The organism is Vibrio sp. R78045, assembly GCF_042466085.1.
In the GTDB taxonomy this organism is placed as follows: domain Bacteria; phylum Pseudomonadota; class Gammaproteobacteria; order Enterobacterales; family Vibrionaceae; genus Vibrio; species Vibrio cyclitrophicus.
Window position 1 is genome coordinate 651,714 of record NZ_JAXHBS010000018.1, and the last position, 22,942, is coordinate 674,655.

Here is a 22,942-nt window from a genome sequence, read left to right on the forward strand (position 1 = left end):
TTCGCCGGTCATCATCCTTGCGACCAACGTTCGTACTAGCTCGGCGAAATTACCCAGCCAGTTTCGATTCAATATAGTGTAGTGCTTTTTCTACTACCTGCTCAATATTCATTGAGGTGGAATCAAGCACTAGAGCATCCTCTGCAGGGCGAAGTGGCGCCACTGGGCGATTACGATCTCTATCGTCTCGCTCTTGGATCTCGCTCAAAAGGTCGTCAAATTTAACATCTAACCCCTTCTGTTGCAACTGTTTAAGGCGGCGACTCGCACGCTCTTCAGCACTTGCATCTAAAAATATTTTGGCTTCAGCTTCAGGAAACACAACAGTTCCCATATCACGGCCATCAGCAACTAAACCTGGAGCAGCATTGAATGCGCGTTGACGACGAAGCAGTGCTTCACGAACGCGAGGTAAGGCAGCCACTTTTGAAGCCGCCATACCAGTCTCTTCCTTACGAAGCTCACCAGACACATCTTCACCTTCAAGGATAACCTTAACCAAATCGCCTTCAGCAATAAACTGAACATCTAGATGGGTCGCAAGCGGCACCAAAACATCTTCTGATTCAGTATCCACACCATGGTGAATTGCTGCTAAAGCCAATACGCGATAGATAGCACCTGAGTCTAGAAGATGAAAGCCTAGCTTATCTGCTAGTAACATACACAGGGTACCTTTACCTGCACCACTTGGTCCATCAACCGTAATCACTGGGCTTTGAGAAGGCATCTTTTACTCCACGTTTTGTCGTAAGTTTTATTATGTACTAGCAATTAGCCACTACTTTGTAGGCGGCATATTATAGAGAAAAATTGAAAGTCGAGCGAGGTAAATCTCAGATAATTCAAACTTGATGATGCATCAACGAATGCAACCGGCTCAATATCAATCACCTTAGGTCAATAAGACTCGCACCGGCTTTGTCTTGATATAAAAAAGCCCCGTCATTGACGAGGCTTAGAGATCTTGTATGGAGACTCAAAGAAGCTTAACCAATAATGGCACGAACCGCTTCCAAATCTTCTGGAGTATCCACGCCAGCTGCAGGAGCTTCCATTGCTACGTCTACGTGAATTTTCTCGCCGTACCAAAGCACTCTCAATTGCTCCAAGCACTCTATACGTTCTAGCGTACTAGGCTCCCAATTAATGTACGTATTGATAAACCCAGCTCGGTAAGCATAGATACCAATGTGTCGTAGTAAAGGAGACTTCGCAGCGGTGCCATTGTTAGCGTAAGCATCGCGATCCCAAGGGATGGTTGCTCGGCTAAAATACAGAGCGTAACCGTCTTTGTCGGTCACAACTTTAACAGCATTTGGATTAAACACTTCATCAGCATGAGTAATTTCCACACCGAGTGTTGCCATTGGTGCTGTGCTGTTCGCGAGGTTATTCGCAACCTGATTAATAATCGCAGGTGGGATTAGTGGCTCATCCCCCTGAACATTCACGATAATATGGTCATCAGGAATGTTCATCACTTCAATCACTTCAGCTAAACGCTCTGTACCTGATTCGTGATTCGGAGATGTCATACAAACGGTCGCACCAAATGCTTTAACCGCTTTCTCAACTCGAGCGTCATCGGTAGCGATAATAACGTTATCAGCACCCGCCTTCATTGACTGCTCGTAAACCCATTGTATCATCGGCTTTCCACCAATATCAGCCAATGGTTTTCCTGGCAAACGGCTCGATTGATATCTTGCCGGAATGACAACCGTAAACGACATTATTTACCCTCATCCATTGAAACGGTGCGAGCTTCAGGTTCTAAAAGAACAGGAATACCCTCTTTAATTGGGTAAGCAAGGCGATCAATTTTACAAACAAGCTCTTGCTTATCCTTGTCAAAAGTTAGTTTACCTTTACATACAGGGCAAGCAACGATCTCAAGCAGACGGTGATCCATAGTATTCCATAACCTCTTTTATTCTTTTTAAAATTTGCTGTTGCGAATCTTCATCGAACTGCGCAGATACCGGAAGATACCACCAGTTCTCTTGCGCATATTCTTCGCATTTTACAGCGTCTTTTTCTGTCATAATCATATTCATACCTTTCTTTGCTAAGGCATAAAGTTCATCTTTATCGAAATCTTGATGGTCGGCGAAACCCTGTGTGAAAACCACATCACCATCAAGATCTTCTAATGTTTTAAAAAAGCGCGGTGGATGACCAATACCAGCAAAAGCCACCAGCTTTTGCAATTTTTCTACTGGTACTTTCTGACCCGTCTTAAGGTTAACAGCTTGGCTTGGTAGCAAAGACATAGAGAACTCCCGTCCCTGCACTTCACCGCCATTGTTAACCAAAAAGTCTACGTCATCTAAACGAGATACTGGCTCTCTTAACGGACCCAAAGGAATGAGGCATTCACTACCAAAGCGTCTCGCACCATCGATAACCGCAAACTCAATATCGCGTTCAAGTGCATAATGCTGAAGGCCATCATCAGTGATAATGACATTAACACCTTCATTCAATAAAGCTTTCACCGCATTTGCACGCACAGGGTCAACCGCTACAGGCGCACCCGTTCGCTTTCTGATTAAACGAGGTTCATCACCAGAATGTTCAGCCGGCGTGCTCTCATCCAACACTAACGGGTAGCTTGGTGCTTTTGCCCCATAGCCTCGGGAAACGACTCCGGGTTTAAAGCCGTTAGCCTGCAGCATCTCGACCAACCAAATCACAACCGGTGTTTTACCATTGCCACCAGCAGTAATATTACCAACAACAATCACAGGCAATGGTGGACGGTAGGTCTCTTTTTTCCTCGATAGATAAGCGTCACGACGTCGGCTACTGATCATTTTGAACAGCAAACTCAATGGCCATAATAACGGCCAGAGAACGTATTTTAACGGGTGATTGTTAAACCAAATCTTTTCGATCACAACAAGACCTAATCTTATCCGCTAAACTGAATTCGGTGCAGTTGAGCATAAGCGCCATCATGTGCAATTAGCTCAGCGTGTGCACCTCTTTCGACAATGTGACCGTCATCAACCACTAAAATCTCATCAGCTTGCTCGATGGTCGATAGTCGGTGAGCGATCACCAGTACTGTTTTGTCTTTTTGTAGCTCTTCTAGGGCAGATTGAATGGCTCTTTCTGATTCTGTATCCAGTGCAGACGTTGCTTCATCAAGAATCAACACAGGGGCATCTCTCAATAAAGCTCGTGCAATCGCAATCCGCTGTCTTTGTCCACCAGAAAGACTCGCACCATTCTCACCTACAACCGTATCAATGCCATTTTCCATGCCCTCAATAAACTCACTCGCATGAGCAAGTTTAGCCGCGTGTTCAATCTGTTCGCGAGAATATTTTTCTTCAGCTGCATACGCGATGTTGTTCGCTACCGAGTCGTTAAACAAGTGCACATTCTGAGAAACAAGGGCAAAGTGCTCACGTAGATTCCTCAATTCGTAATCACGAATATCATGTCCATCAAGTTCGATAGAGCCTGAATCTACGTCATAAAAACGAGTAAACAGGTTGGCAATGGTACTCTTGCCCGAACCTGAACGCCCAACAAGTGCAACCGTTTTACCTTTGGGAATTTTGAAACTCACCTTGTCGAGTGCTGGTTTCTCTGCTCCGTCATAGGTAAAAGTCACATCTTTAACCGCAACTTCACCCGTTACCGTTTCAGGCTTCAACGTACCTTTATTTTGCTCTGTATCTAGATCCATCAAACCAAATAGAGTGGTACTTGCTGCCATACCACGTTGGAATTCAGACGTTACGTTGGTTAATGCTTTTAGCGGACGTAGTAAACCAAACATTGCAGAGAAGACAACGGTAAACGTACCAGGGGTAAGCTCAGCTTTAATAGAGTCAACACTAGCAAGGAATAGAACAACAACAATCGCCACTGACGCGATCATCTGAATGATTGGGTTAGCAGCCGCTTGAGCAGTGATTAGTTTCATGCTTTGTTGGCGCATTTGATTACTAACTTTATCAAAGCGATGTTTTTCTAGGTCTTGACCACCGTAAGTTAGAACCACTTTATGCCCTTTCAGCATTTGTTCAGCTGAAGAAGCAACATGACCCATACTGGTTTGCATATTCTTGGAGATCTTTCTGAATCGCTTCGATACGATACTGATCGCCCACGCGACAAGAGGCGCTACAGCGAATAACACCAAAGACAACTGCCAACTATTCCAGAACATCAGCGTCAGTAAGCCAATAATACTTGCACCTTCACGAACAATACTGACTAACGCTTTACTGGTGGCAGCAGACACTTGTTCTGAATCGTACGTAATTCGAGATAACAATGCGCCTGTCTGTTCTTTATCAAAGAAAGAAACCGGCATATGCATGAAATGGCTAAAGATTTTTCGACGAATTTCCATCACCACATTGCCAGAGACCCAGCTCAAGCAATAGGTTGACACAAAACCACTGACGCCACGAACGAACATCATGACAAAGATGATAATTGGAAGCGTGCGTAAAAAGTCAGATTCAGCATTACCAAAGCCTTCATCAAGTAACGGCTTTAGTAAGGAAATCATATAGGTATCAGAGACGGCATTTATAATAAGCGCAATAACCGCAACACCTAGGCCTGCCTTATATAGTCGAATATAAGTCCAAAGTCTTTTAAATGTGACCCAGGTAGTTTCATCTGTTTGTGTTGACATAGAATCGCTTAATTTTCTCACAATAATCTATCTATTCTACTCCCTTACGAAGCATCTGCCTATACCACTGCCCGCCTTGTTGTTCTCTAATCGCATGATATTGCCAACCTTCTTTACTAAGAGTGATGGTTATTTGCCCACTCTCTCCAGTATCAAGCCAAACACTCCCCGCCTCTTTATACCGTCCGACAACTGATTCGTTCGGCATTCCCCATTGATTACCTTTGGCCAGAGAAGCTATCGCTAGTTGAGGAGATACGGCTTTAATAAAGGACTTGATCGACGATGAGTCACTACCGTGATGTGGAACCAACATGACATCACTTCGAAGTTGGTCACCTTCACGAGAAAGTAACCACTCACTGACCAATTCAATATCACCAGTGAGCAACATTGAGAACTCTGAATCGGGAGCAGAAAGCCTTACGACACACGAATGTGGGTTGTACGCCCTCTTCGCTCTTTGAGGTGGCCATAAAACCTTAAAATCGACACCTTGCCAGTTCCAACTTTCTCCGAGAATACATGCTTGAAGATTAAGCTGGGCTTGAGTATTAAGATGAGTTTGTTCATTGAAACTCTGACTGACCCTTATCCACTTTGGCGTGTAGTTTTCAAGTAACGCCGGATAGCCACCAGCATGGTCGGAATCAAAATGGCTAACAATAACACCGTCCAATTCATGAATTCCCCTTTGATTTAAAGTAGGGATCAGTAAAGACTCTACAATTGAGCCCCTAGGCCACGCGTTACCAAGGTCATAGACCACAACTTGAGTGTTCTTTTCCAAAACCAAAGACAGCCCATGTCCAACATCCAAAATATCAATTCTTAATTTGTCATGCTTGAACTTGCCAAACTCCCACCACAATACAAAGACTATAACGACAAATATCGATAACGTTCGTTGGAGGTATCGGCTACAAAAACCGAAAAACAAGATGAGTAATACAGATAGCTCAATGGTGTGATTATCAACTTGAATCCAAAACCTTTCCGAAAATGGCAGGCTAAAGACAAGGGGCTCAAGCGACAAATCAACCAGCTCCCACAAATGACCAGCAAAGCCCTTGCCTAACAACTCCCACTCGCTTGCTAACAACACTGATCCACTTGCACCAAATACCGACTCAGAGAAGAAACTGATAAAGATTGCCAAAAACAATAATGGAATCGTTACCAACGATACCCAAGGCAGAAGTAGTAAGTTATAGAAAACCGAGATCAGGCTAACCCCTTCAAAGAACAACATAGAAAAGGGAGCGATAAGTATTGTCAGCATTAGCTGTATTTTGATGAGTTGTAATACTCGGCTCGTAAGCGTGACATCTAAAGAAGATGGGGCATTGTTTGAAGCAATATAGAGAACAGCGCCCAAGGCACCAAAGGACAACCAAAAGCTACTCGACAATGCTGAGAATGGCCAAATCAATAAGACCACGCACAGACTTAAAGCCACATAACGGACCAAGCTGATATTTTGACCACGCCACAAGAAATAGCTTGCGATAACACACATCACAAGCGCCCTTAACGTCGGTAATGTAAAGCCAGCAAACCAACTGTAAAAGTACGCCAACCCTAACCCGAACAGTGTAGGTAGCCAAAGAAGCTGAGGTGATAATAATCTAACTAACTTCCCCAATTGATAACCAATGCCGAAGGCTATACTGATATGCAATCCAGAAATAGCCACCAAGTGAATCAATCCACTGCTTTTAAGCAAATCCCATCGCTGGGGCGAAATAAGGTCTCGATAACCAAAACTCAACGCCATAATGAGGTCGGCATTCGCTAGTTGGCTCAATCTTTCTAAACTGCTTTCAAACCACTGAGAACGTAAGTTGGTGCTTGAGTGAATTCGATATTTAGTCTCTGCTCGGTAACTTGCGTTGGCCACCACTCCAGCACTAAACAGATGCTTTTCGAGATCAAAGCCCGCTTCATTGAGTTTGCCCCATACGGGCTTTATTGACATCGATAAATAGACACGGTCTCCAAGCGTTAACTTGAATGGAGTAAATAATCTCAGTTTTATCAATTGAGGGAAGATTAATTTTTCGCCGCCAATTGATCTAGCTACTATTACGCTTTCAAAACCATGGCTATTTTCACTAAAAAGGCTAACAACTGACGCATTTATGGTAGTATTCTGCCCTGATTGAAATAATCGACTTGTCTGCATTTCAATCGCATTCCCTAGACAGATAACTAGTATCAAGGCTGTTACTGAACCTCTTGCTCTCCGGAAAACGCTATACTTTGTTGATGCTAAAAGTAACAACAGCATCAATGGTGCCCAAACCCAATGTGGCATCACAGGCCAAAAGCTAGCTGACACAACTGTCACAGCGAATGAAATCAAGAACCAAGAGTTAAACAAGAGAGTAGCTTCCTCCTATGCCAAGAAAGTTTATTAAACGATTTATGCCTGACCATGAGCTAATCAAGCGTCAGAAAGCATTGAAAGTTTTTGGCAATGTTTTGTACAACCCCAACTTATGGTGCCTTAATCGTCGCTCTGCGGCTGGTGCGTTTGCTGTTGGGTTATTCATGGCGTTTGTCCCTCTTCCAAGTCAAATGATTATGTCTGCTGGTCTTGCTGTCGCATGTGGTGTTAACCTACCACTGTCTGTCGCACTGGTTTGGATCAGTAATCCTGTGACTATGCCGGTGCTGTTCTACTTTGCTTATAAAGTAGGCGCGTTTGTGATGCATGTGCCGCCTCAAGCCTTTCATTTCGAACTATCTTGGGATTTCATCTTGGCGCAAATGAGCACCATAGGACCTCCGTTCCTGCTGGGTTGTCTGATTTGTGGTGTGGTTTCTGCAATGATTGGCTACTTTGGTATTCGCGGGTTATGGCGTTACTCAGTAGTAAGAAGTTGGAAGAAGCGACAAGCAAGGTATTGAACCTATACTCATTTACTCGTTATTTTAAACGGACAACAGTAAAAATCAGATGAGTCACGGATCTCTACAAGATTGCTATGTAATCAGAGTTGTAAATATTACAGTTTGAATTCAATAAAAAAGGATCCCGCTAGGGATCCTTTTTTATATCTGTCGAAGTGCGGCTTATTCCTTATTAAGAACCAAGGCTATTAATAAGACATGTTATTTTGAACTAAGCACCGCTGCTGGGTTCAACTTAGCCGCTCGTGATGCTGGGTACCACGTAGCCAGTAGGCTCAGAACAATAGCAGTACCAGAAACGACAACAACATCTGTCAGATCGAGCTGCGAAGGCAAGAAGTCGACAAAATAGATATCACCGGACAAAAATTGGTGATCAATAAGCTTCTCAAGCCCTTTGATAATAGTCGTTAGATTAAGCGCGACTAAGACACCTATCGCACTGCCAATTAAGCTACCTAATACGCCCGAAAACACGCCCTGCCAAACAAAAATGCGTTTCACAAGTCCATCCGATGCGCCCATGGTTCTTAAAATGGCAATTTCTGATGCTCTGTCTTTTACTGCCATCATTAGAGTCGAGACAATATTGAAACAAGCCACACCGATAACCAGTACCATTACTAGATACATGATGGTGCGAACCAACTGAATATCGCGGTATAAGAAACCAAACTTCTGTTGCCAGCTGCGAAGATACACATACACGTCAAGCTGATTGCCAACTTCACGCACAATCGAGTTTGCATTCAGAACATCGATCACTTTTAAAGAAACCCCAGTCACTGCCTCCCCTAAGTTAGCGTAAACTTGAGCATCGCCAATAGGGATTAGAGCCAAGCTGTGGTCTATTTGGCCATTTAGAGTCAGCAAGCCTACCACTTTAACGCGAACACGCTTTGGCGCCTGAACCTTCACAGAACCGTTTACCGTTGGAATCATCAAAGTCAGGTAATCACCCACTTTCGCACCCAACACATTCGCTACACCAGAGCCCAGAATGATCTGTTGTTGTCCTGCCTTAAACTCGCTCCAAGCTTGTTTATCGATAAAACTCGATAGGCTTGATACCTGTTGTTCAAGTTGTGGATCAACACCGCGAACTTCAATTGCTTTGAGCTCTTTGCCTTTTTCGGCAAGCGCAGTAATTTTCACATAAGGCGCAGCCGCTACCACATCATCATGTTGGGTCGCTTGCTCGATCACATGCTCCCAACGTGTCACAGGTTCATTGACTCCCTCAAATTCTCCATGCGGGATAACAGAAAGTACTCGGGACTGCAGTTCACGCTCAAAGCCATTCATCGCAGATAAACCAATGATGATCACCGCGACGCCGACAGCAATACCGATCGTCGAAGACAAAGAGATGAACGAGACCATCTTGTCTCGTTGCTTTGCTCGACTAAATCGGCCGCCTATCAACAGAGATAAAGAAGAAAACACTTAGCTCTCCTCTTTTTCTACGTTAACCAATAAACCGTCTTGCATGTGCAGTTGGCGGTCCATCTTACCCGCAAGCTCACCATCATGCGTTACAACCAAGAAAGCAGTATCGTATTCGTGGTTCAATTCGCGCATTAAGTCATAGATAGAGAGTGCGGTGTTGTGGTCGAGGTTACCTGTCGGCTCATCCGCTAACACTAACGCGGGTTTGTTAACTAAAGCTCGTGCAATCGCCACTCGTTGTCTTTCACCACCAGAAAGCTCTGAAGGTCGGTGGTCGACACGATGACTTAGCCCCACTTTATCTAGTAAACGTTGTGCTTCTTCTTTTGCTTTAGCTGGTTTCTCGCCTCCAATAAGCAGAGGCATTGCCACATTTTCCAACGCTGAAAAGTCCGAAAGAAGGTGATGGAATTGATAAACAAAGCCGAGATGTTGGTTGCGAAGCTTCGCCTGCTTATTCGAACTCAAAGATGCTAAGTCTTGCCCGAGAAAGCTCACACTGCCCGCCGAAGCATCATCTAACGCACCAAGGATATGCAGTAAGGTACTTTTACCGGAACCAGAGGTACCAATGATAGCAACCAATTCACCTTTTTCGATTTCAAAGCTGACTCCCTTAAGAACCTCTGTATCCAACGAGCCTTCACGGTACGTTTTACGGATATCATTACATTGAAGAAAATTACTCATAACGAAGGGCCTCAGCAGGTTTCACAGATGATGCACGATAAGAAGGGAACACAGTGGCAATCAGGCTAAGTGCAATAGCCAACACCACAACAACGGCGATTTGAACTGGGTTGATCATGATTGGCAGTTGCCCACCAAACGAGAACAGAGCCACGCCCATCGCTTCTAAAATAGTATTTAGGTTCATGGCTAAGATAATACCTAATACACCACCAGATAACGCGCCAATAACGCCACTGCTGGCACCTTGAACCATGAAAATCCCCATCACTTGACCATCGGTCATGCCTTGGGTTTTAAGAATAGCCACTTCAGACTGTTTCTCCATCACCACCATGATAAGTGCGGAGATAATATTGAATGCAGCAACACCAATGATCAGCCCAAGCATCAAACCCATCATGTTTTTTTCCATGCGAACGGCTTGGAATAGTTCACCGCGTTGATCACGCCAGTCGCTCCATACCCAACCTTCAGGCAGAGGCTGGTTTGATAATTTTGCTACTTCAAACGGGTCATCAAAAAACAGTCGCCAACCTGAAATCGTGTCAGACTTGTAACGCATCAAACGCCCGGCATCTTGGATATCTGTCACCATCAATTGAGCATCGATATCAGATCCCGTATTGAAAATACCCGCTACTGTGAAGTTTCTTTGACTTGGGATTCGTCCTAGAGGCGTATATTGGCTAGCACTGGTCACCATTAGGCGAACTTTGTCACCCATAGATACTTTCAAGTTTCTCGCCAAAGTATGGCCAAGGAACAACTGATACTGACCCGCTTTCAGTGAAGACAATCTACCCGCAATCAAGTGGTTCTGAAGAGGGTCATCTGAATTAGGTTCGATGCCAATCAAAAGGCCTGCAGACAGTTGAGCCGGACTTTGAATTACCGCCTCACTGCGTACAATCGGCTCAACATGACCATTGAGAGAAATCTGCTCTGCAAAGCTTGGCGCTTGTTCAGAAAAAGAGGTCGTCCCTCCTTGCTCATAAACCACAGCTTGAGGAAGAACGCCAAGAATTCGGTCTTTTAACTGCGCTTCGAATCCATTCATTACCGATAAAACAGTAATCAGAGACAGCACACCAATGGTGATACCTGCTGTCGACATATAAGAAACAAAACGGCTAAAGCGATCACCTGAACGGCCTTTCAAATAACGCAGGCCAACAAACACTGAAATAGGATGAAACATACTTTGAACCATCAAAAAGGGATGCGGGTTAATGTAACGGGTATTGCTGTTACTGTGTAGGGGGTAATTGAAAATATAGAGTGAATTAACTCAATTAGTTAGGCTTGAAAAACAGAACCTTGTCAAATCGACAAATTTCAAACAACTATTTAGGACTTTCAATTAACTGACCTTGATTACTGCGGCCACATAGCGATAATCAATAGATCACTTCAAGGAACTAACGCATGACAGAACAAGAGTTTTTCACCGTTCACCACAGCCTTACTGCTAATATAGAGCCAATGGAAAGTAACTTCACTTTACCCTCTCAAATTCAGTTCGAATCCGAGATCCCTGCTCCCTTTGTTGTGGCAAGTGAATTTAGCCAGTTGGACCTGTTAGCCGACAGTGCTCGTGCTGAACTGAAAAATAGCGACTTGAAGAATATCACCAGCTTATTAGACGCGCAAAACTCTAAGTTAAACCTCTTGTTGAGCTTCATGTTATCGCAACAAGATGATGAGAAGTTTCGAACTCACACCTACTCATTCGGTGCGAGTCAGTTTTCCTGTTTTTCAAAAGCAGACATAGAACCGGGTCGTTTGGTAAAAGCCAAGCTTTTTTTAGAACACCCAGCGGCTGCCATTTATTGTTATGCGGAAGTGTTTGCTAGCGAAGCTAAAGATTCAGGTTTCGAAATCAAATTTAAATATGCTCACCTTCGCGATACAGACCAAGATCTGCTCATCAAAGCGGCGCTTCATCAACAGCAAAAGCTCTTGCGTCAACGCTCTTTAGAACGAGATAACAAGTAAATAAACATGACTAAACAATCTATTTTTACATTACCTACACTCAAAGGAGCCGGTGACAAAAAGCACATCGGTAACCTCGTTGGTTCGTCTCTCGCTCTTGCCATTGCCAAACTCGCAGAGCAACACAATAGCCATACTTTATTGGCTGTTCCGGACCCACAAATTGCGCTTAAACTTCAATCTGAAATTGAACAATTTACAGCGGCAGAAGTTGCTCTATTTCCTGATTGGGAAACACTACCATACGACAGCTTCTCGCCACACCAAGAGATCATTTCTGACCGTATCGCGCGCCTTTATGCACTACCGACACTAAAAGATGGCATCACGATCGTTCCGATCAGCACGCTACTGCAGCGTCAGTCGCCGCGTGACTTTTTGTTACAACACACTCTAATGGTAAAAACAGGCGATCTGTACTCGTTAGAGAAACTGCGTCTTCAACTTGAAAAGTCGGGCTATCGCTACGTTGATCAGGTATTTGGCCCTGGTGAATACGCAAGCCGTGGTTCGATTCTTGACCTGTTCCCGATGGGCAGTAAAGATCCTTATCGTATCGACTTTTTCGATGACGAAATCGACACAATTCGTACTTTCGATCCTGAGAACCAACGATCGATCGAAGACATTTCCGAGATCCGACTGCTGCCTGCTCACGAGTTCCCAACCTCAGAAAGTGCCATTGAAGATTTCCGCATTCGCTGGCGTCAACAGTTCGATGCCCGCCGCGAACCAGAATCTGTCTACATGCAAGTTTCTAAAGGCACTTGGCCTGCTGGTATTGAATATTGGCAGCCCCTGTTTTTCGAGCATACCGAAACCTTATTCGACTATGTTGCCGACGAAGCGCAAATCTTAATTCTCGGTGATGTCGAAACTGCAGTTGATGCTTTCCTAACCGACGTGGCTCACCGATACGAACAGCGCGGTGTCGATCCATTACGACCACTGCTGACACCTGAGCAACTTTGGCTGAAAAAAGACGAACTATTCGCGCATTTCAAACAGAAGCCACAGGTCAGTCTGAGCTTAGACACGATTGAAGAGAAAGCCGGACGTGTCAATTTACCTATTGCGCCTCTACCGGATCTCAGTGTTCAACATCAGAACAAAGAGCCACTCGCAAACCTAAGAAAGTTCACTGAAGCCTTCGACGGCAAAGTGGTCTTTTCGGTTGAGTCTGAAGGCCGCCGTGAAGCCCTAAGTGAATTGCTTCGAGGCATCAAAATTCGTCCAAGCGAAGTTGAAAACCTCGACGCGGCAATTAAAGGCAAAGACAAGTTCAGCCTGATCCTCGGTTCTGCTGAGCATGGCTTTATCCACGAAGAGCAAAATATCGCCCTGATCTGTGAAAGCGACCTGTTGGGTGATCGTGTTGTTCAGCGCCGCAAAAAAGACAAAAAAAGCGTTAACAGCGACACCGTCATCCGTCATTTGGCCGAACTTAAACCGGGTCAGCCCGTTGTTCACATTGACCACGGTATTGGTCGCTATATTGGCCTGCAAACATTAGAAGCCGGTGGAATGAAAACCGAATACGTAACGCTTGAGTATCAAAATGATGCCAAGCTCTACGTACCTGTTGCTTCTCTGAACTTAATCGGCCGCTACTCTGGTGGCGCTGAAGATTCTGCACCGCTACATAAACTCGGTGGTGAAGCCTGGCAGAAGGCTCGTAAACGAGCGGCAGAGAAAGTCCGTGACGTTGCAGCCGAACTGCTTGATGTTTACGCCAAGCGCGAGCTAAAACCTGGCTACAAGTTTGTACTCGACCGTGGCCAATACGCGACCTTCAAGTCGGGTTTCCCATTTGAAGAGACCGATGACCAAGCAATGGCGATCAATGCCGTTATGTCTGACATGTGCCAAGCAAAAGCAATGGATCGCTTAGTGTGTGGTGACGTTGGCTTTGGTAAAACCGAAGTCGCGATGCGCGCGGCATTCGTATGTACCGACAACAGCAAACAAGTGGCTGTGTTAGTACCAACGACGCTACTTGCTCAGCAACACTTTGAAAACTTCCGCGACCGTTTCGCGAACCAACCGATACGTGTCGAAGTGCTATCGCGATTTAAGTCGGCTAAAGAACAGAAATTGATCATGCAAGATGTCGCCGACGGTAAAGTCGACATCTTAGTGGGTACTCACAAGTTACTTTCTAGTGACCTCAAGTTTAAAGATCTTGGCTTGTTAGTCGTCGATGAAGAACACCGCTTCGGTGTGCGTCAGAAAGAGAAAGTGAAAGCCATGCGTGCGGATGTCGATATCCTAACGCTAACCGCCACACCTATTCCTCGTACATTAAACATGGCGATGAGCGGCATGCGTGACTTATCAATCATCGCAACACCACCAGCTCGACGCTTGGCGATAAAAACCTTCGTTCGCGAAAATGATGATGCCATCGTCAGAGAAGCGGTGCTGCGTGAAATCATGCGTGGTGGTCAAGTTTACTTCTTACACAATCAAGTAGACACCATTGAAAAGACGGCTGAGTCACTGCAAAAACTGATCCCAGAAGCACGTGTCACTGTTGCTCATGGTCAGATGCGAGAGCGAGAGCTAGAGCGCATCATGAATGACTTCTACCATCAACGCTTTAACTTGTTGGTTTGTACCACGATTATTGAAACCGGTATCGATGTACCTACGGCAAACACCATTTTGATGGACAGAGCCGATAATCTTGGATTAGCACAATTGCACCAACTGCGTGGACGTGTGGGTCGTTCTCACCATCAAGCTTATGCTTACTTGCTAACGCCACATCCAAAAGCAATGACGAAAGATGCAATCAAGCGATTAGATGCGATTGCTTCTTTAGAAGACCTAGGCGCAGGCTTCACCCTCGCAACCCATGACTTAGAGATTCGTGGTGCAGGTGAGCTGTTAGGTGATGAACAGAGCGGTCAGATTCAGTCGGTCGGCTTTACGCTTTACATGGAAATGCTCGAACAAGCCGTTGAAGCATTGAAAGAGGGTCGAGAACCATCACTTGATGACTTATTGCGTGAACAAACAGAAATTGAGATGCGTCTACCTGCACTATTGCCAGACGATTATATCCCGGACATCAATACCCGCTTGTCTACGTACAAACGTATCGCGAGCGTAAGTGATACCGATGAGTTAGCCGAGTTGAAAGTCGAGTTAATTGATCGCTTCGGTCTTCTACCTGATGCAACCAAGAACTTGTTATCGGTTTCAGAGCTTAAATTATCCGCAGCGTCTATCAAGGTGAAGAAAATTGAGGCTCACGAAAAGGGTGGATTCTTAGAATTCTACCCAGACGCTGACATAAACCCAACCTACCTTGTTAAACTGTTGCAATCTCAACCGCAAAAGTTTTCAATGGAAGGACCAACTAAGTTCAAGTTTACGGTACCATTGGTCGACAGACGGAAACGAATTCAATTTGTTAGTGATCTATTGGGCGAATTCAGACAGAACTTACTGCCATCAGCATAAGACCCAATACACTTGCACATATAAATTATCCAACCGACAGATCGGTTGGAAGACGGAGTAAAAATGAAAAGACTGATCCCACTGCTACTATTGTTCGTCTCATTGCCAAGTTTGGCTCAGAGACAATTTGATATAGAAGTGATCATTTTTAAGCGCGCAGTTGATGCAGAGAAAGTGAACGAATCTTGGCCAAACACACAGCCTAAAATTTCACTTGAGCGCGTTGGTTCATTTCAAGACACCCAGTATCGAGCAAAGAAAGGTGTACAAATGCTTCCTTACTCGGAATATAAACTAACGCCTCAGAAAGACAAACTGCGTAAACACGCGGGGTTTGAAGTTCTAATGCATACGGCTTGGCGTCAAGGTGACCAAGGTAAGAGCTCTGCACCTGTTTTCCACATTCAAGCAGGTAAAGATTTTTCTAAAGAATTTAATGTCGATGGTTCTGAAAAAGGTGCGGTTACAACCACCACAGCTACCACGACAGGTGCTGATGGCTTCCAAGAAGAGACTATTGATAAGCCACTATACGAATTAGACGGCAAGCTACAAATCTACGTTCAGCATTACCTATACGCTGAAACGACATTGGATTTAAAAGCACCAAGTGTTCGTGAAGTGACTCTACAAGAACAACAAATCGAACTAGACTCACCAGTAAGCGGCGCAGAAAGCAATGTTCAAGTCGGTAACCTTACGGAGGTTTCACCTACCGTTGAAGTAGAAGAATTCCTCAAAAGCTACCGTATGGACCAAAAACGTCGTATGCGCAGTACAGAAACTCACTACCTAGACCATCCGCTTTTAGGTATGGTGATCCAAGTTCGCCGCGTAGCGCAGTAAGCTAATTGGCTTTGCCTAGAGGGCTATTTGATTCTTAGCGCTTTAGCTTGAGTTCTTGGGCCTAGCTAAATAGCTATCAAATAACGCTCCAACTATACATAAATAACAATTCAAGACGCCCTCCATTGCGAGGGCGTCTTGTTAAGTACTTTACTTTATAAGTACTCTCTTTATTTGGTACTTCTTATGAGCCCTGATTTTCAAATCAACACACAACGTCTCAATCTCAAGATAATTGAAGCTTGTGATGCTCCAGAGTTTGCTCAATTGGTTCAATCATCTCCAAGCTTGTTTCCTTGGGTTGATTGGTGTCATGACACGTTTTCTATCGTAGAAGCCGAAAAATTCATTTTGGCGACTCGTTTAAACTGGGTTAAAGCCGATGCGTTTGGCTTTGGTATTTTCGAACGCAGCAGCGGAAAACTGGTCGGTATGGTGGCCATCAACGAGCTCTACCATACCTTTAATATGGCGAGTTTGGGTTACTGGGTTGGCGATCAATTTCAAAGAAAAGGGTTCGCCAAAGAAGCGATGCAGGCATTATTTGAGTTTTGCTTTGCTCAACTGAAATTAACACGATTAGAGATTGTATGTGATACAGAAAACCTACCAAGTCAAAAACTGATCGAGAAATGCGGTGCTGAGCGAGAAACGATTGCCAAGAATCGATTTGTCTTTAACGGCAAACCAAAAGATGGTGTGGTTTACTCAGTATTACCGCCAACTGCTTAACTGCGGCTTTACTGCTTTACTGCTTTACTGCTTTACTGCTTTACTGCTTTACTGCTTTACTGCTTTACTGCTTTACTGCTTTACTGCTTTACTGCTTTACTGCTTTACTGCTTTACTGCTTTAAAAGATGATAAGCCGTTCAATTTTCAGATATGACGGTACACACAATTAAAAAAGAGCTCCGAAGAGCTCTTTTTTATTATCAACGTAATGCCTTTAACAAGCTTACCTGATTAGTGAAGTTTCAGATTTGGACGAAGCACACGGTTAATACGACCAACCAACATCATTAGCGATGTTTTTATTAGTCCATGCAGTGCCATTTGGTGCATTCGGTACAAAGAGATGTAGACGATACGAGCGATACGGCCTTCAACCATCATAGAGCCTTTAGTAAGGTTACCCATCAGGCTACCGACTGTTGAGAAACGGCTTAATGAAACCAATGAGCCTTTATCTTTGTATACGTAATCTTTCAGGTCACGACCATTCATCTTAGCAATGATGTTAGTGAATGCGCAGCTTGCCATTTGGTGAGCGGCTTGTGCACGAGGTGGAACAAATGAACCATCCGCCTGCGTACATTGCGCCAAATCGCCGATAGCAAAGATGTTGTCATCAAGCGTGGTTTGCAGCGTGTTTTTAACAACCAGTTGATTAATTCGGTTAGTCTCAAGACCGCCAATATCTTTCATGAAATCTGGTGCTTTGATACCTGCGGCCCATACCATGATTTGTGCCGGAATCTTATCGCCGTCTTTGGTAGTTAAGCCTTCAGAATCCGCTTGCGTCACCATGGTGTTGGTTCGCACGTTTACACCAAGCTTAGTTAGCTCAGAGTGTGCTGCACTCGAAATACGAGGAGGTAGAGCTGGAAGGATACGCTCTCCCGCTTCAACAAGGTTTACGTTCAGCTTGCTTGAATCTAAGTCACCAAAGCCGTAAGTACGAAGTTCTTTCACTGCATTATGTAGCTCTGCAGAAAGCTCAACACCCGTTGCACCAGCACCAACAATCGCGATATCTACCGTGCCTTGACCGTTCTTAGCGTGCAGCTTTAAAAACTGGTTATTCATTTCGGTACGGAAACGGTGCGCTTGTTCTGGGCTATCAAGGAAAATACAGTTATCACGAACGCCAGGAGTGTTGAAATCGTTTGACGTTGAACCCAAAGCCATCACTAGAATATCGTATTCAAGTTCGCGGCTTGGCATAAGCAGTTCACCGTGATCATCTGTTAGCTCGCTCAGTGCAATCACTTTGCGCTCACGATCGATGTTGTTCAAGCTGCCCATTTGAAAATCGAAGTAATGGTTTTTTGCATGCGCACGATAGCTCAATGCATCAACACCTTCATCCAATGAACCCGTTGCTACTTCATGAAGTAATGGTTTCCATAGGTGACTCGCTTTACGGTCTACCAGAGTAATCTGGGCACGTTTTTTACGACCTAAAGTGCGGCCTAGCTTGGTTGCTAGTTCTAAACCACCAGCACCGCCGCCTACTACGATAATTTTTGTCACAATGACAATCCTCTACAAAATGAATAAATGGGGTTCGGCTCGATTACTCCAACCGATAAATTCTATGTATCTACTCGCCTGCGCTCAAAGGCTATGGCTTATCTAATAATTGCGAAAACGAATAACAGCAACTCACGAGTAGTTAGAGGGATACGAACAACAAACTCAGGTTTGAAGTCCTGTTTACATGGATAAAAGGTGACTACCTGAGAGGTAGAACAAAAATAATGGGCAAGTTTTATCACTCGCTCTCAATTTTTCTTGATATTTATCAAAATATTTTGCTTCAGAACATTATATATAGCAAAAAGATGACCGCAACAAAAATCCTTATCCTTAATGAGGATTCGGCACGAATTAGTTAACGATTGCGCAAACTCGTCGATAAACCATATACAACAGATTTATCAATATCACCCCAACAGTTTCAGATGTAAAAAAGCAGCACTCATGGGTGCTGCTTTTATAAAATAAAACGAAGTAATTAGGCGTTTTTGAAGGCTTTCATTGCTTGAAGGTGTTGAGAGATTTTTTTGAACTTATGGTTCTCTTTCTCATCCCAGATAATGTCGTAGTAATCTTCGAGCGCCGCTTCGGTTTTAGTATTATCGTGAATTTCATCTTCACGAGATAGCACCACTAAACAGCGCCCTTTATTTTTCATACGATATTGCGCGACGCACTTAGTTGCGATGTCTTCATACTCTTCTGGACGGTCAATTCGACCAACCATATTGTTCTCAGGTTGCAGGTTAGGGTTAAACACCACCTGCTTAATGCCGCACAAAAAACCAATTCGTTCAGACCAAAAACCACCTAAACCGACGCCACAGATAATAGGATGCGGATCATCTGATTGTTCAATCACTTTATGCACTTCTTTGAGAAGATGTTGCATATCGTGTTTGGGGTGCAAAGTACTGTAGTTAATGAAACGAACGTCATCATCAATGAATTGCAACTGCAGTATTTTTTCGTGATTGCCAGGGCTTGTAGAATCGAAGCCGTGCAGGTAAATAATCATTTGTACCTCCTCCGTTGAATGCTGGTACGCTTAGATAAATCTAACATGAAAAATAAGGTTTTAAAGGGAAGAGCCTCGAAATTATATATTTCACTTCCTAAACGTGATCCTAACTACAGAAAGTGCAGCTGAGTGCCTCTGCTTCGCGCAAGTAACTTTCATCGCCCCACAGTTGGTGAGCCAGTAAGTACCATAACATCGCCATCATTCTACTTCTTGGTAACCATGCTTCTACACCGTCTAGCCATGGTTGAACATCATGGATCCCTCTTAGTTGACAGTACTTGTTAACGGCTTCAATCACCGGGACATCCGCAACCGCAATGGTTAACGTAAGATCAAGCCTTGGGTCAGCTAACGAGGCATATTCCCAATCAATGATCTTAATCCCATCACTGTTTCGCACTAGGTTGTATCCACCTAAATCAAAATGACACAAAGATAAGTCGACATGTGGAATACTCGGAGCAATACGCCATTGTTGATAAATTTGAGTGTAAACGTCAGTCTTGTGAATAGCATCTAGCTGGAGCCAATAATGATCGACTCGCGAAGTAAAACTAAATGGTTGGAGGGGTAATCGCTTGGTGTTAACTAAATGTACTGAGAGCAACGTTTTCAATAATTCATCAAGATCTAAACCTTCGTAGAGCGTATCGCCAGCAATCCACTCGACCAATAACCCACTCTCATTAATGACGATAGGGCTTGGCCCTATACCAAGGCGTTCAATAGTTGAGAGCACTTGATACTCTTCATGACGAGAAATGAAAAACGCTTTGGTGATCGGTGTGATTGGACGCCATACATACTCAGTACCCCCTGCTGAAACCAATTTCCAACAACGATTAGTCAAACCGCCAGTCAAAGTCTGTGCTCTAATGGGAGGTTCAGAGAAGTGGCTATCAAGCGAACTCAAACTGGTATCAAGAAGTTTAGCTTCAGACCAAGAAAAAATTGCCATTGCTCATCCCTATAACGTATTAATTTCCATATAAAAAAAGACACTAACCAAAAGCCAGTGTCTTTTTACTAACAGCGTATAACACACTGAATTGGCATGTGACCAAGCTAGGTGCAGCCAAGATTAGACGCTATCAATACTGGCTGCGTTTGGTTGGCGAGTAAGCGAAATTAAAGACCCAATAGGCTCTTAGATTGTTGCTTACGGATTTCAGTCTCGTCAGCCCATTCAATCAGGCCAGACTCAAGATCCATTAGACGCATTGTCATTTTGTAGTATACGTCTTCATCGCTACCCGCTTTCTTAACGATACTTGATAGATTGCCATACAACATGTATTGAGCACCTACCATTTTACCGAACTGGATCGCTGAGCTTTGATTTACAAGCTCATCATTGTTTTGGAAGTTCAGTTGATCTCGAACCGATTCTACGCGGTCCATATCAACAAAACGGAACTTACCAGAGTTCAGCATCTTAGTACTGATAGTGTCAGTGATTGACTCAGTATCGATGTGCTCACTTGTTTTGTTCTTAATACGCTCTACGAACACGATTGGACGCTGCTCACTAGTAATGTAAGACACTGAACCTGAAGCCATCATGCTATCAACCATCTCACCAGCAATCGTTTGAAGATCAGTTGAACCGAAATCGATTGTCGTGGTTTCTACAGCTTGTGCATCACCGTAGCTTACCTTGTTCGAACAACCGCCTAAAATAACCGCTAAACCTAGTAGCGCAATGACACTCTTTTTCATTTTCTTTCCTCAATTTATCACTGAATGGGGCATCACCCTCACTCTTAAATACTTACATAGGCAAATCAATCGATCCGCTTCTTAAATCTGAGTTACTGCTCTCGGAACTGAACTCGGAACTGAGTTGCGCTCGGGTTTACCGACACTTCCGACAACGAAATACTTTCAAAACCACGAACAATTGCTTGCTTCCAAGGACCTTGTTTTAAATTGACCTCAAGACCAGCATCGTCGTACCAGTAGAAACGATAAAGGATATTTTGATCGCCTTTATAGTTACTGTTCAAACGAACAATTCCTCTAGTATGACCATCGATTTGATCAGTACGGATATCTTCAACCAATAAACGGCTACCCAATACCTTGTCACCAAAGAAAACGTTCTGAGTCAGGCTATCAACTCTTACGCCAGCTGTATTATCAGCACACCCAGCCAGAGCCATAACCGCTGCGAAGCTCACTAACCACTTTTTCATTACAGCCTCCCTAGCTGTTTATGCCACATTGTTGCGTTGTTCCCTTGTCGAGAAATCCAAACCAAGGTGGTCTGCCCTTCTCGTATATCGAAATCATACGTTTTAGCGCCTGCTTCTAACGTATATTGACCACTATTTGCTACAAACGTGCTGCTCTTAATCTCGGCAGGTAATGATTGCCAACTGCGCGTGTCTGGTTGCTCAGTAAAGGTGTTCCACACATTAAACAGAATGTTACCTACATCGTTACCTTGAGTGGTTTCTTTACGGATGCGATCTTTTGCCACAACACGCAGCGCTTGGCGAATAACGATACTCGTCATTCGTTCAGACAAATCATTCTGAGCCATCGCGTTCACGTCAGTAATTAAGCTTTCAGACAAAGGCTGCCCATTGATTCTTAAAGCAGAAAAACGTTCGACGTTTTGGTTTGGATAGTATGGCAGCGCCAAAGAGTATATTGCTCCCTGATCACGACTGTCATAAATAGGTAAATCTAGTCGCCAACTATCCATCGCTTGCACTGCGCTTTGCTCTTGAAGCACAATCACTCGCCCTTGTCCGTTACCAAGCTTCGACGATTGCTTATAGCGCTTTTCTAGCGTTGCTAAATCTTGTCGCATTCCTAAACGAGCGGCTGTCGACATTGTTCTATCGATAATTTCTTGGTTTTCTGGCATCACGGCCAGAGCACGTCGATAGTCAACGTAGGCACTGTTTAAATCATTTGATGCTTCATAAAGCAGCCCAGACAAAAACATCAAATAGGCATTTTGTACCGATTGCAGCTTTTTACCCGCATCAGGGTAATTCGCAAGAATGCTGCCTACATTGGCTGATAAACCTTGAGACTTGGCATCACTCGCTGCTCTTTCTAACTCAGCTTCACGTTGTTTCTTTGCTTGTTCTTGTACTTGGTTGGCGCGACGCATTTCTATCACCGCACCTTCTAAATCGTTTTTCTTCAAGTAATTTAAGCCGAGATAAAGATGAAGAAAACCCAATTCATAATCTGGCGGGACATACTCGGTAATATTGTCATTCACAGCCAATGCACCAACGCTGGTCGCACTGTCTGAGATTGAGATCACGGCTTTGCTTTGTTGATCTCTTACTGCCTGGTCGGCCAACTCAAACGAAGACTTACTCTCCGGATACTTTTGATCAAGCAGGTTAATTCTACCCCTTTCAAAATTATCAAGAATGTCTCCTGCTGCGTAATCTGGTAACTCTTGTTGAGCCTCTGAATAATCTCCAGACTTCACTGCTTGGTATATCTCTTTGTTTTGAGCGCTATAATGGCTGAACAGACTTCCTGCCGACATACTCGCGCATCCCGCAGTCAACGCCGATAGCAGGGCAATGGAAGCGAATCTAAACTGTTGCTTCACTTAACGTCTCCGTGCATGTTTAAAATGCCAACTTCTAT

General features: G+C 44.1%; 20 protein-coding genes. 5 read left to right on the forward strand and 15 right to left on the reverse strand.

Translation table 11 applies throughout. The features are described 5' to 3' along the window. Positions 1-49 precede the first annotated feature (49 nt). The 6 genes from cmk to SJY39_RS24720 all read right to left on the reverse strand — a co-directional run bounded on the left by cmk (position 50) and on the right by SJY39_RS24720 (position 6,851). Positions 50-730: a (d)CMP kinase gene (gene cmk, locus SJY39_RS24695; protein WP_010439919.1), complete on the reverse strand. Its 681-nt coding sequence runs from the start codon at positions 728-730 to the stop codon at positions 50-52. Between the two features lie 259 nt (positions 731-989). Next, entirely contained in the window at positions 990-1,736 is a 747-nt protein-coding gene (kdsB, locus tag SJY39_RS24700; RefSeq protein ID WP_010439916.1) for a 3-deoxy-manno-octulosonate cytidylyltransferase, read from the reverse strand. Beyond that, positions 1,736-1,915 carry a Trm112 family protein gene (locus SJY39_RS24705; RefSeq protein ID WP_004736429.1) on the reverse strand — a complete coding sequence of 60 codons (180 nt, stop codon included), beginning with the start codon at positions 1,913-1,915 and terminating at the stop codon, positions 1,736-1,738. The genes kdsB and SJY39_RS24705 overlap by 1 nt, the downstream gene beginning before the upstream one ends. Further along, positions 1,896-2,903, reverse strand: a complete 1,008-nt coding sequence (lpxK, locus tag SJY39_RS24710) for a tetraacyldisaccharide 4'-kinase (RefSeq protein ID WP_016793336.1) — start codon at positions 2,901-2,903, stop codon at positions 1,896-1,898. The genes SJY39_RS24705 and lpxK overlap by 20 nt, the downstream gene beginning before the upstream one ends. Before the next feature lie 14 nt (positions 2,904-2,917). Beyond that, positions 2,918-4,666 carry a lipid A ABC transporter ATP-binding protein/permease MsbA gene (gene msbA / locus SJY39_RS24715; protein WP_010439908.1) on the reverse strand — a complete coding sequence of 583 codons (1,749 nt, stop codon included), beginning with the start codon at positions 4,664-4,666 and terminating at the stop codon, positions 2,918-2,920. 31 nt (positions 4,667-4,697) lie between these two features. After that, a complete protein-coding gene (locus SJY39_RS24720; protein WP_016793335.1) occupies positions 4,698-6,851 on the reverse strand; it encodes a DNA internalization-related competence protein ComEC/Rec2 in 2,154 nt (717 codons plus the stop codon). A gap of 215 nt (positions 6,852-7,066) precedes the next feature. Here SJY39_RS24720 and SJY39_RS24725 point away from each other — a divergent pair, with 215 nt between their 5' ends. Further along, a complete protein-coding gene (locus SJY39_RS24725) occupies positions 7,067-7,579 on the forward strand; it encodes a DUF2062 domain-containing protein (protein WP_016793334.1) in 513 nt (170 codons plus the stop codon). A gap of 204 nt (positions 7,580-7,783) precedes the next feature. Here SJY39_RS24725 and lolE read toward each other — a convergent pair whose 3' ends face one another. The 3 genes from lolE to lolC are packed head-to-tail and all read right to left on the reverse strand — an operon-like array spanning position 7,784 to position 10,922. After that, the gene (lolE, locus tag SJY39_RS24730; protein ID WP_016793333.1) at positions 7,784-9,028 is read right to left on the reverse strand and encodes a lipoprotein-releasing ABC transporter permease subunit LolE; all 1,245 of its coding nucleotides are present in this window, start codon (positions 9,026-9,028) and stop codon (positions 7,784-7,786) included. Continuing rightward, on the reverse strand, positions 9,029-9,721 hold the full coding sequence (lolD, locus tag SJY39_RS24735; protein ID WP_010439900.1) for a lipoprotein-releasing ABC transporter ATP-binding protein LolD: 693 nt from the start codon (positions 9,719-9,721) through the stop codon (positions 9,029-9,031). After that, the gene (gene lolC, locus SJY39_RS24740; protein WP_016793332.1) at positions 9,714-10,922 is read right to left on the reverse strand and encodes a lipoprotein-releasing ABC transporter permease subunit LolC; all 1,209 of its coding nucleotides are present in this window, start codon (positions 10,920-10,922) and stop codon (positions 9,714-9,716) included. Before lolC ends, lolD begins: the two co-directional genes overlap by 8 nt. A gap of 227 nt (positions 10,923-11,149) precedes the next feature. Between lolC and SJY39_RS24745 the strand changes: the two genes are divergently transcribed. From SJY39_RS24745 to SJY39_RS24760, 4 genes are all read left to right on the forward strand, one after another. Then, entirely contained in the window at positions 11,150-11,719 is a 570-nt protein-coding gene (locus SJY39_RS24745) for a hypothetical protein (RefSeq protein ID WP_016786288.1), read from the forward strand. A gap of 6 nt (positions 11,720-11,725) precedes the next feature. Beyond that, positions 11,726-15,187, forward strand: a complete 3,462-nt coding sequence (gene mfd / locus SJY39_RS24750; RefSeq protein ID WP_010439896.1) for a transcription-repair coupling factor — start codon at positions 11,726-11,728, stop codon at positions 15,185-15,187. Between the two features lie 63 nt (positions 15,188-15,250). Then, positions 15,251-16,033 carry a peptidoglycan binding protein CsiV gene (locus SJY39_RS24755; RefSeq protein ID WP_016768551.1) on the forward strand — a complete coding sequence of 261 codons (783 nt, stop codon included), beginning with the start codon at positions 15,251-15,253 and terminating at the stop codon, positions 16,031-16,033. A gap of 186 nt (positions 16,034-16,219) precedes the next feature. Next, complete coding sequence (locus tag SJY39_RS24760) at positions 16,220-16,765, forward strand: GNAT family N-acetyltransferase (protein WP_016768550.1); 546 nt, start codon at positions 16,220-16,222, stop codon at positions 16,763-16,765. A gap of 233 nt (positions 16,766-16,998) precedes the next feature. On the opposite strand, the gene SJY39_RS24765 is transcribed toward SJY39_RS24760, so the two are convergent. From SJY39_RS24765 to SJY39_RS24790, 6 genes are all read right to left on the reverse strand, one after another. Further along, positions 16,999-18,288 carry an NAD(P)/FAD-dependent oxidoreductase gene (locus SJY39_RS24765; protein ID WP_010439890.1) on the reverse strand — a complete coding sequence of 430 codons (1,290 nt, stop codon included), beginning with the start codon at positions 18,286-18,288 and terminating at the stop codon, positions 16,999-17,001. A gap of 484 nt (positions 18,289-18,772) precedes the next feature. Continuing rightward, positions 18,773-19,312: an alpha/beta hydrolase YcfP gene (gene ycfP, locus SJY39_RS24770; RefSeq protein ID WP_010439888.1), complete on the reverse strand. Its 540-nt coding sequence runs from the start codon at positions 19,310-19,312 to the stop codon at positions 18,773-18,775. A 109-nt stretch (positions 19,313-19,421) separates the two neighbouring features. Continuing rightward, positions 19,422-20,276, reverse strand: coding sequence for a phosphotransferase (locus SJY39_RS24775; RefSeq protein WP_010439886.1), 855 nt, complete (start codon positions 20,274-20,276; stop codon positions 19,422-19,424). A 170-nt stretch (positions 20,277-20,446) separates the two neighbouring features. Further along, positions 20,447-21,037, reverse strand: a complete 591-nt coding sequence (gene lpoB / locus SJY39_RS24780) for a penicillin-binding protein activator LpoB (RefSeq protein WP_010439883.1) — start codon at positions 21,035-21,037, stop codon at positions 20,447-20,449. A gap of 92 nt (positions 21,038-21,129) precedes the next feature. Next, on the reverse strand, positions 21,130-21,513 hold the full coding sequence (locus tag SJY39_RS24785; RefSeq protein ID WP_010439879.1) for a YcfL family protein: 384 nt from the start codon (positions 21,511-21,513) through the stop codon (positions 21,130-21,132). Next, positions 21,513-22,904 carry a COG3014 family protein gene (locus SJY39_RS24790; RefSeq protein WP_022570804.1) on the reverse strand — a complete coding sequence of 464 codons (1,392 nt, stop codon included), beginning with the start codon at positions 22,902-22,904 and terminating at the stop codon, positions 21,513-21,515. The genes SJY39_RS24785 and SJY39_RS24790 overlap by 1 nt, the downstream gene beginning before the upstream one ends. Between the last annotated feature and the right edge of the window lie 38 nt (positions 22,905-22,942).

What these genes read in the sequence shown, in the direction of transcription:
- ycfP (WP_010439888.1), bottom strand. Translation starts at nt 19,312, where the DNA reads ATGATTATTTACCTGCACGGCTTCGATTCTACAAGCCCTGGCAATCAC.
- kdsB (WP_010439916.1), bottom strand. Translation starts at nt 1,736, where the DNA reads ATGTCGTTTACGGTTGTCATTCCGGCAAGATATCAATCGAGCCGTTTG.
- lolD (WP_010439900.1), bottom strand. Translation starts at nt 9,721, where the DNA reads ATGAGTAATTTTCTTCAATGTAATGATATCCGTAAAACGTACCGTGAA.
- SJY39_RS24760 (WP_016768550.1), top strand. Translation starts at nt 16,220, where the DNA reads ATGAGCCCTGATTTTCAAATCAACACACAACGTCTCAATCTCAAGATA.
- SJY39_RS24705 (WP_004736429.1), bottom strand. Translation starts at nt 1,915, where the DNA reads ATGGATCACCGTCTGCTTGAGATCGTTGCTTGCCCTGTATGTAAAGGT.
- mfd (WP_010439896.1), top strand. Translation starts at nt 11,726, where the DNA reads ATGACTAAACAATCTATTTTTACATTACCTACACTCAAAGGAGCCGGT.
- SJY39_RS24725 (WP_016793334.1), top strand. Translation starts at nt 7,067, where the DNA reads ATGCCAAGAAAGTTTATTAAACGATTTATGCCTGACCATGAGCTAATC.
- lolC (WP_016793332.1), bottom strand. Translation starts at nt 10,922, where the DNA reads ATGTTTCATCCTATTTCAGTGTTTGTTGGCCTGCGTTATTTGAAAGGC.
- msbA (WP_010439908.1), bottom strand. Translation starts at nt 4,666, where the DNA reads ATGTCAACACAAACAGATGAAACTACCTGGGTCACATTTAAAAGACTT.
- lpoB (WP_010439883.1), bottom strand. Translation starts at nt 21,037, where the DNA reads ATGAAAAAGAGTGTCATTGCGCTACTAGGTTTAGCGGTTATTTTAGGC.
- SJY39_RS24755 (WP_016768551.1), top strand. Translation starts at nt 15,251, where the DNA reads ATGAAAAGACTGATCCCACTGCTACTATTGTTCGTCTCATTGCCAAGT.
- cmk (WP_010439919.1), bottom strand. Translation starts at nt 730, where the DNA reads ATGCCTTCTCAAAGCCCAGTGATTACGGTTGATGGACCAAGTGGTGCA.
- SJY39_RS24745 (WP_016786288.1), top strand. Translation starts at nt 11,150, where the DNA reads ATGACAGAACAAGAGTTTTTCACCGTTCACCACAGCCTTACTGCTAAT.
- SJY39_RS24720 (WP_016793335.1), bottom strand. Translation starts at nt 6,851, where the DNA reads ATGCAGACAAGTCGATTATTTCAATCAGGGCAGAATACTACCATAAAT.
- SJY39_RS24785 (WP_010439879.1), bottom strand. Translation starts at nt 21,513, where the DNA reads ATGAAAAAGTGGTTAGTGAGCTTCGCAGCGGTTATGGCTCTGGCTGGG.
- SJY39_RS24775 (WP_010439886.1), bottom strand. Translation starts at nt 20,276, where the DNA reads ATGGCAATTTTTTCTTGGTCTGAAGCTAAACTTCTTGATACCAGTTTG.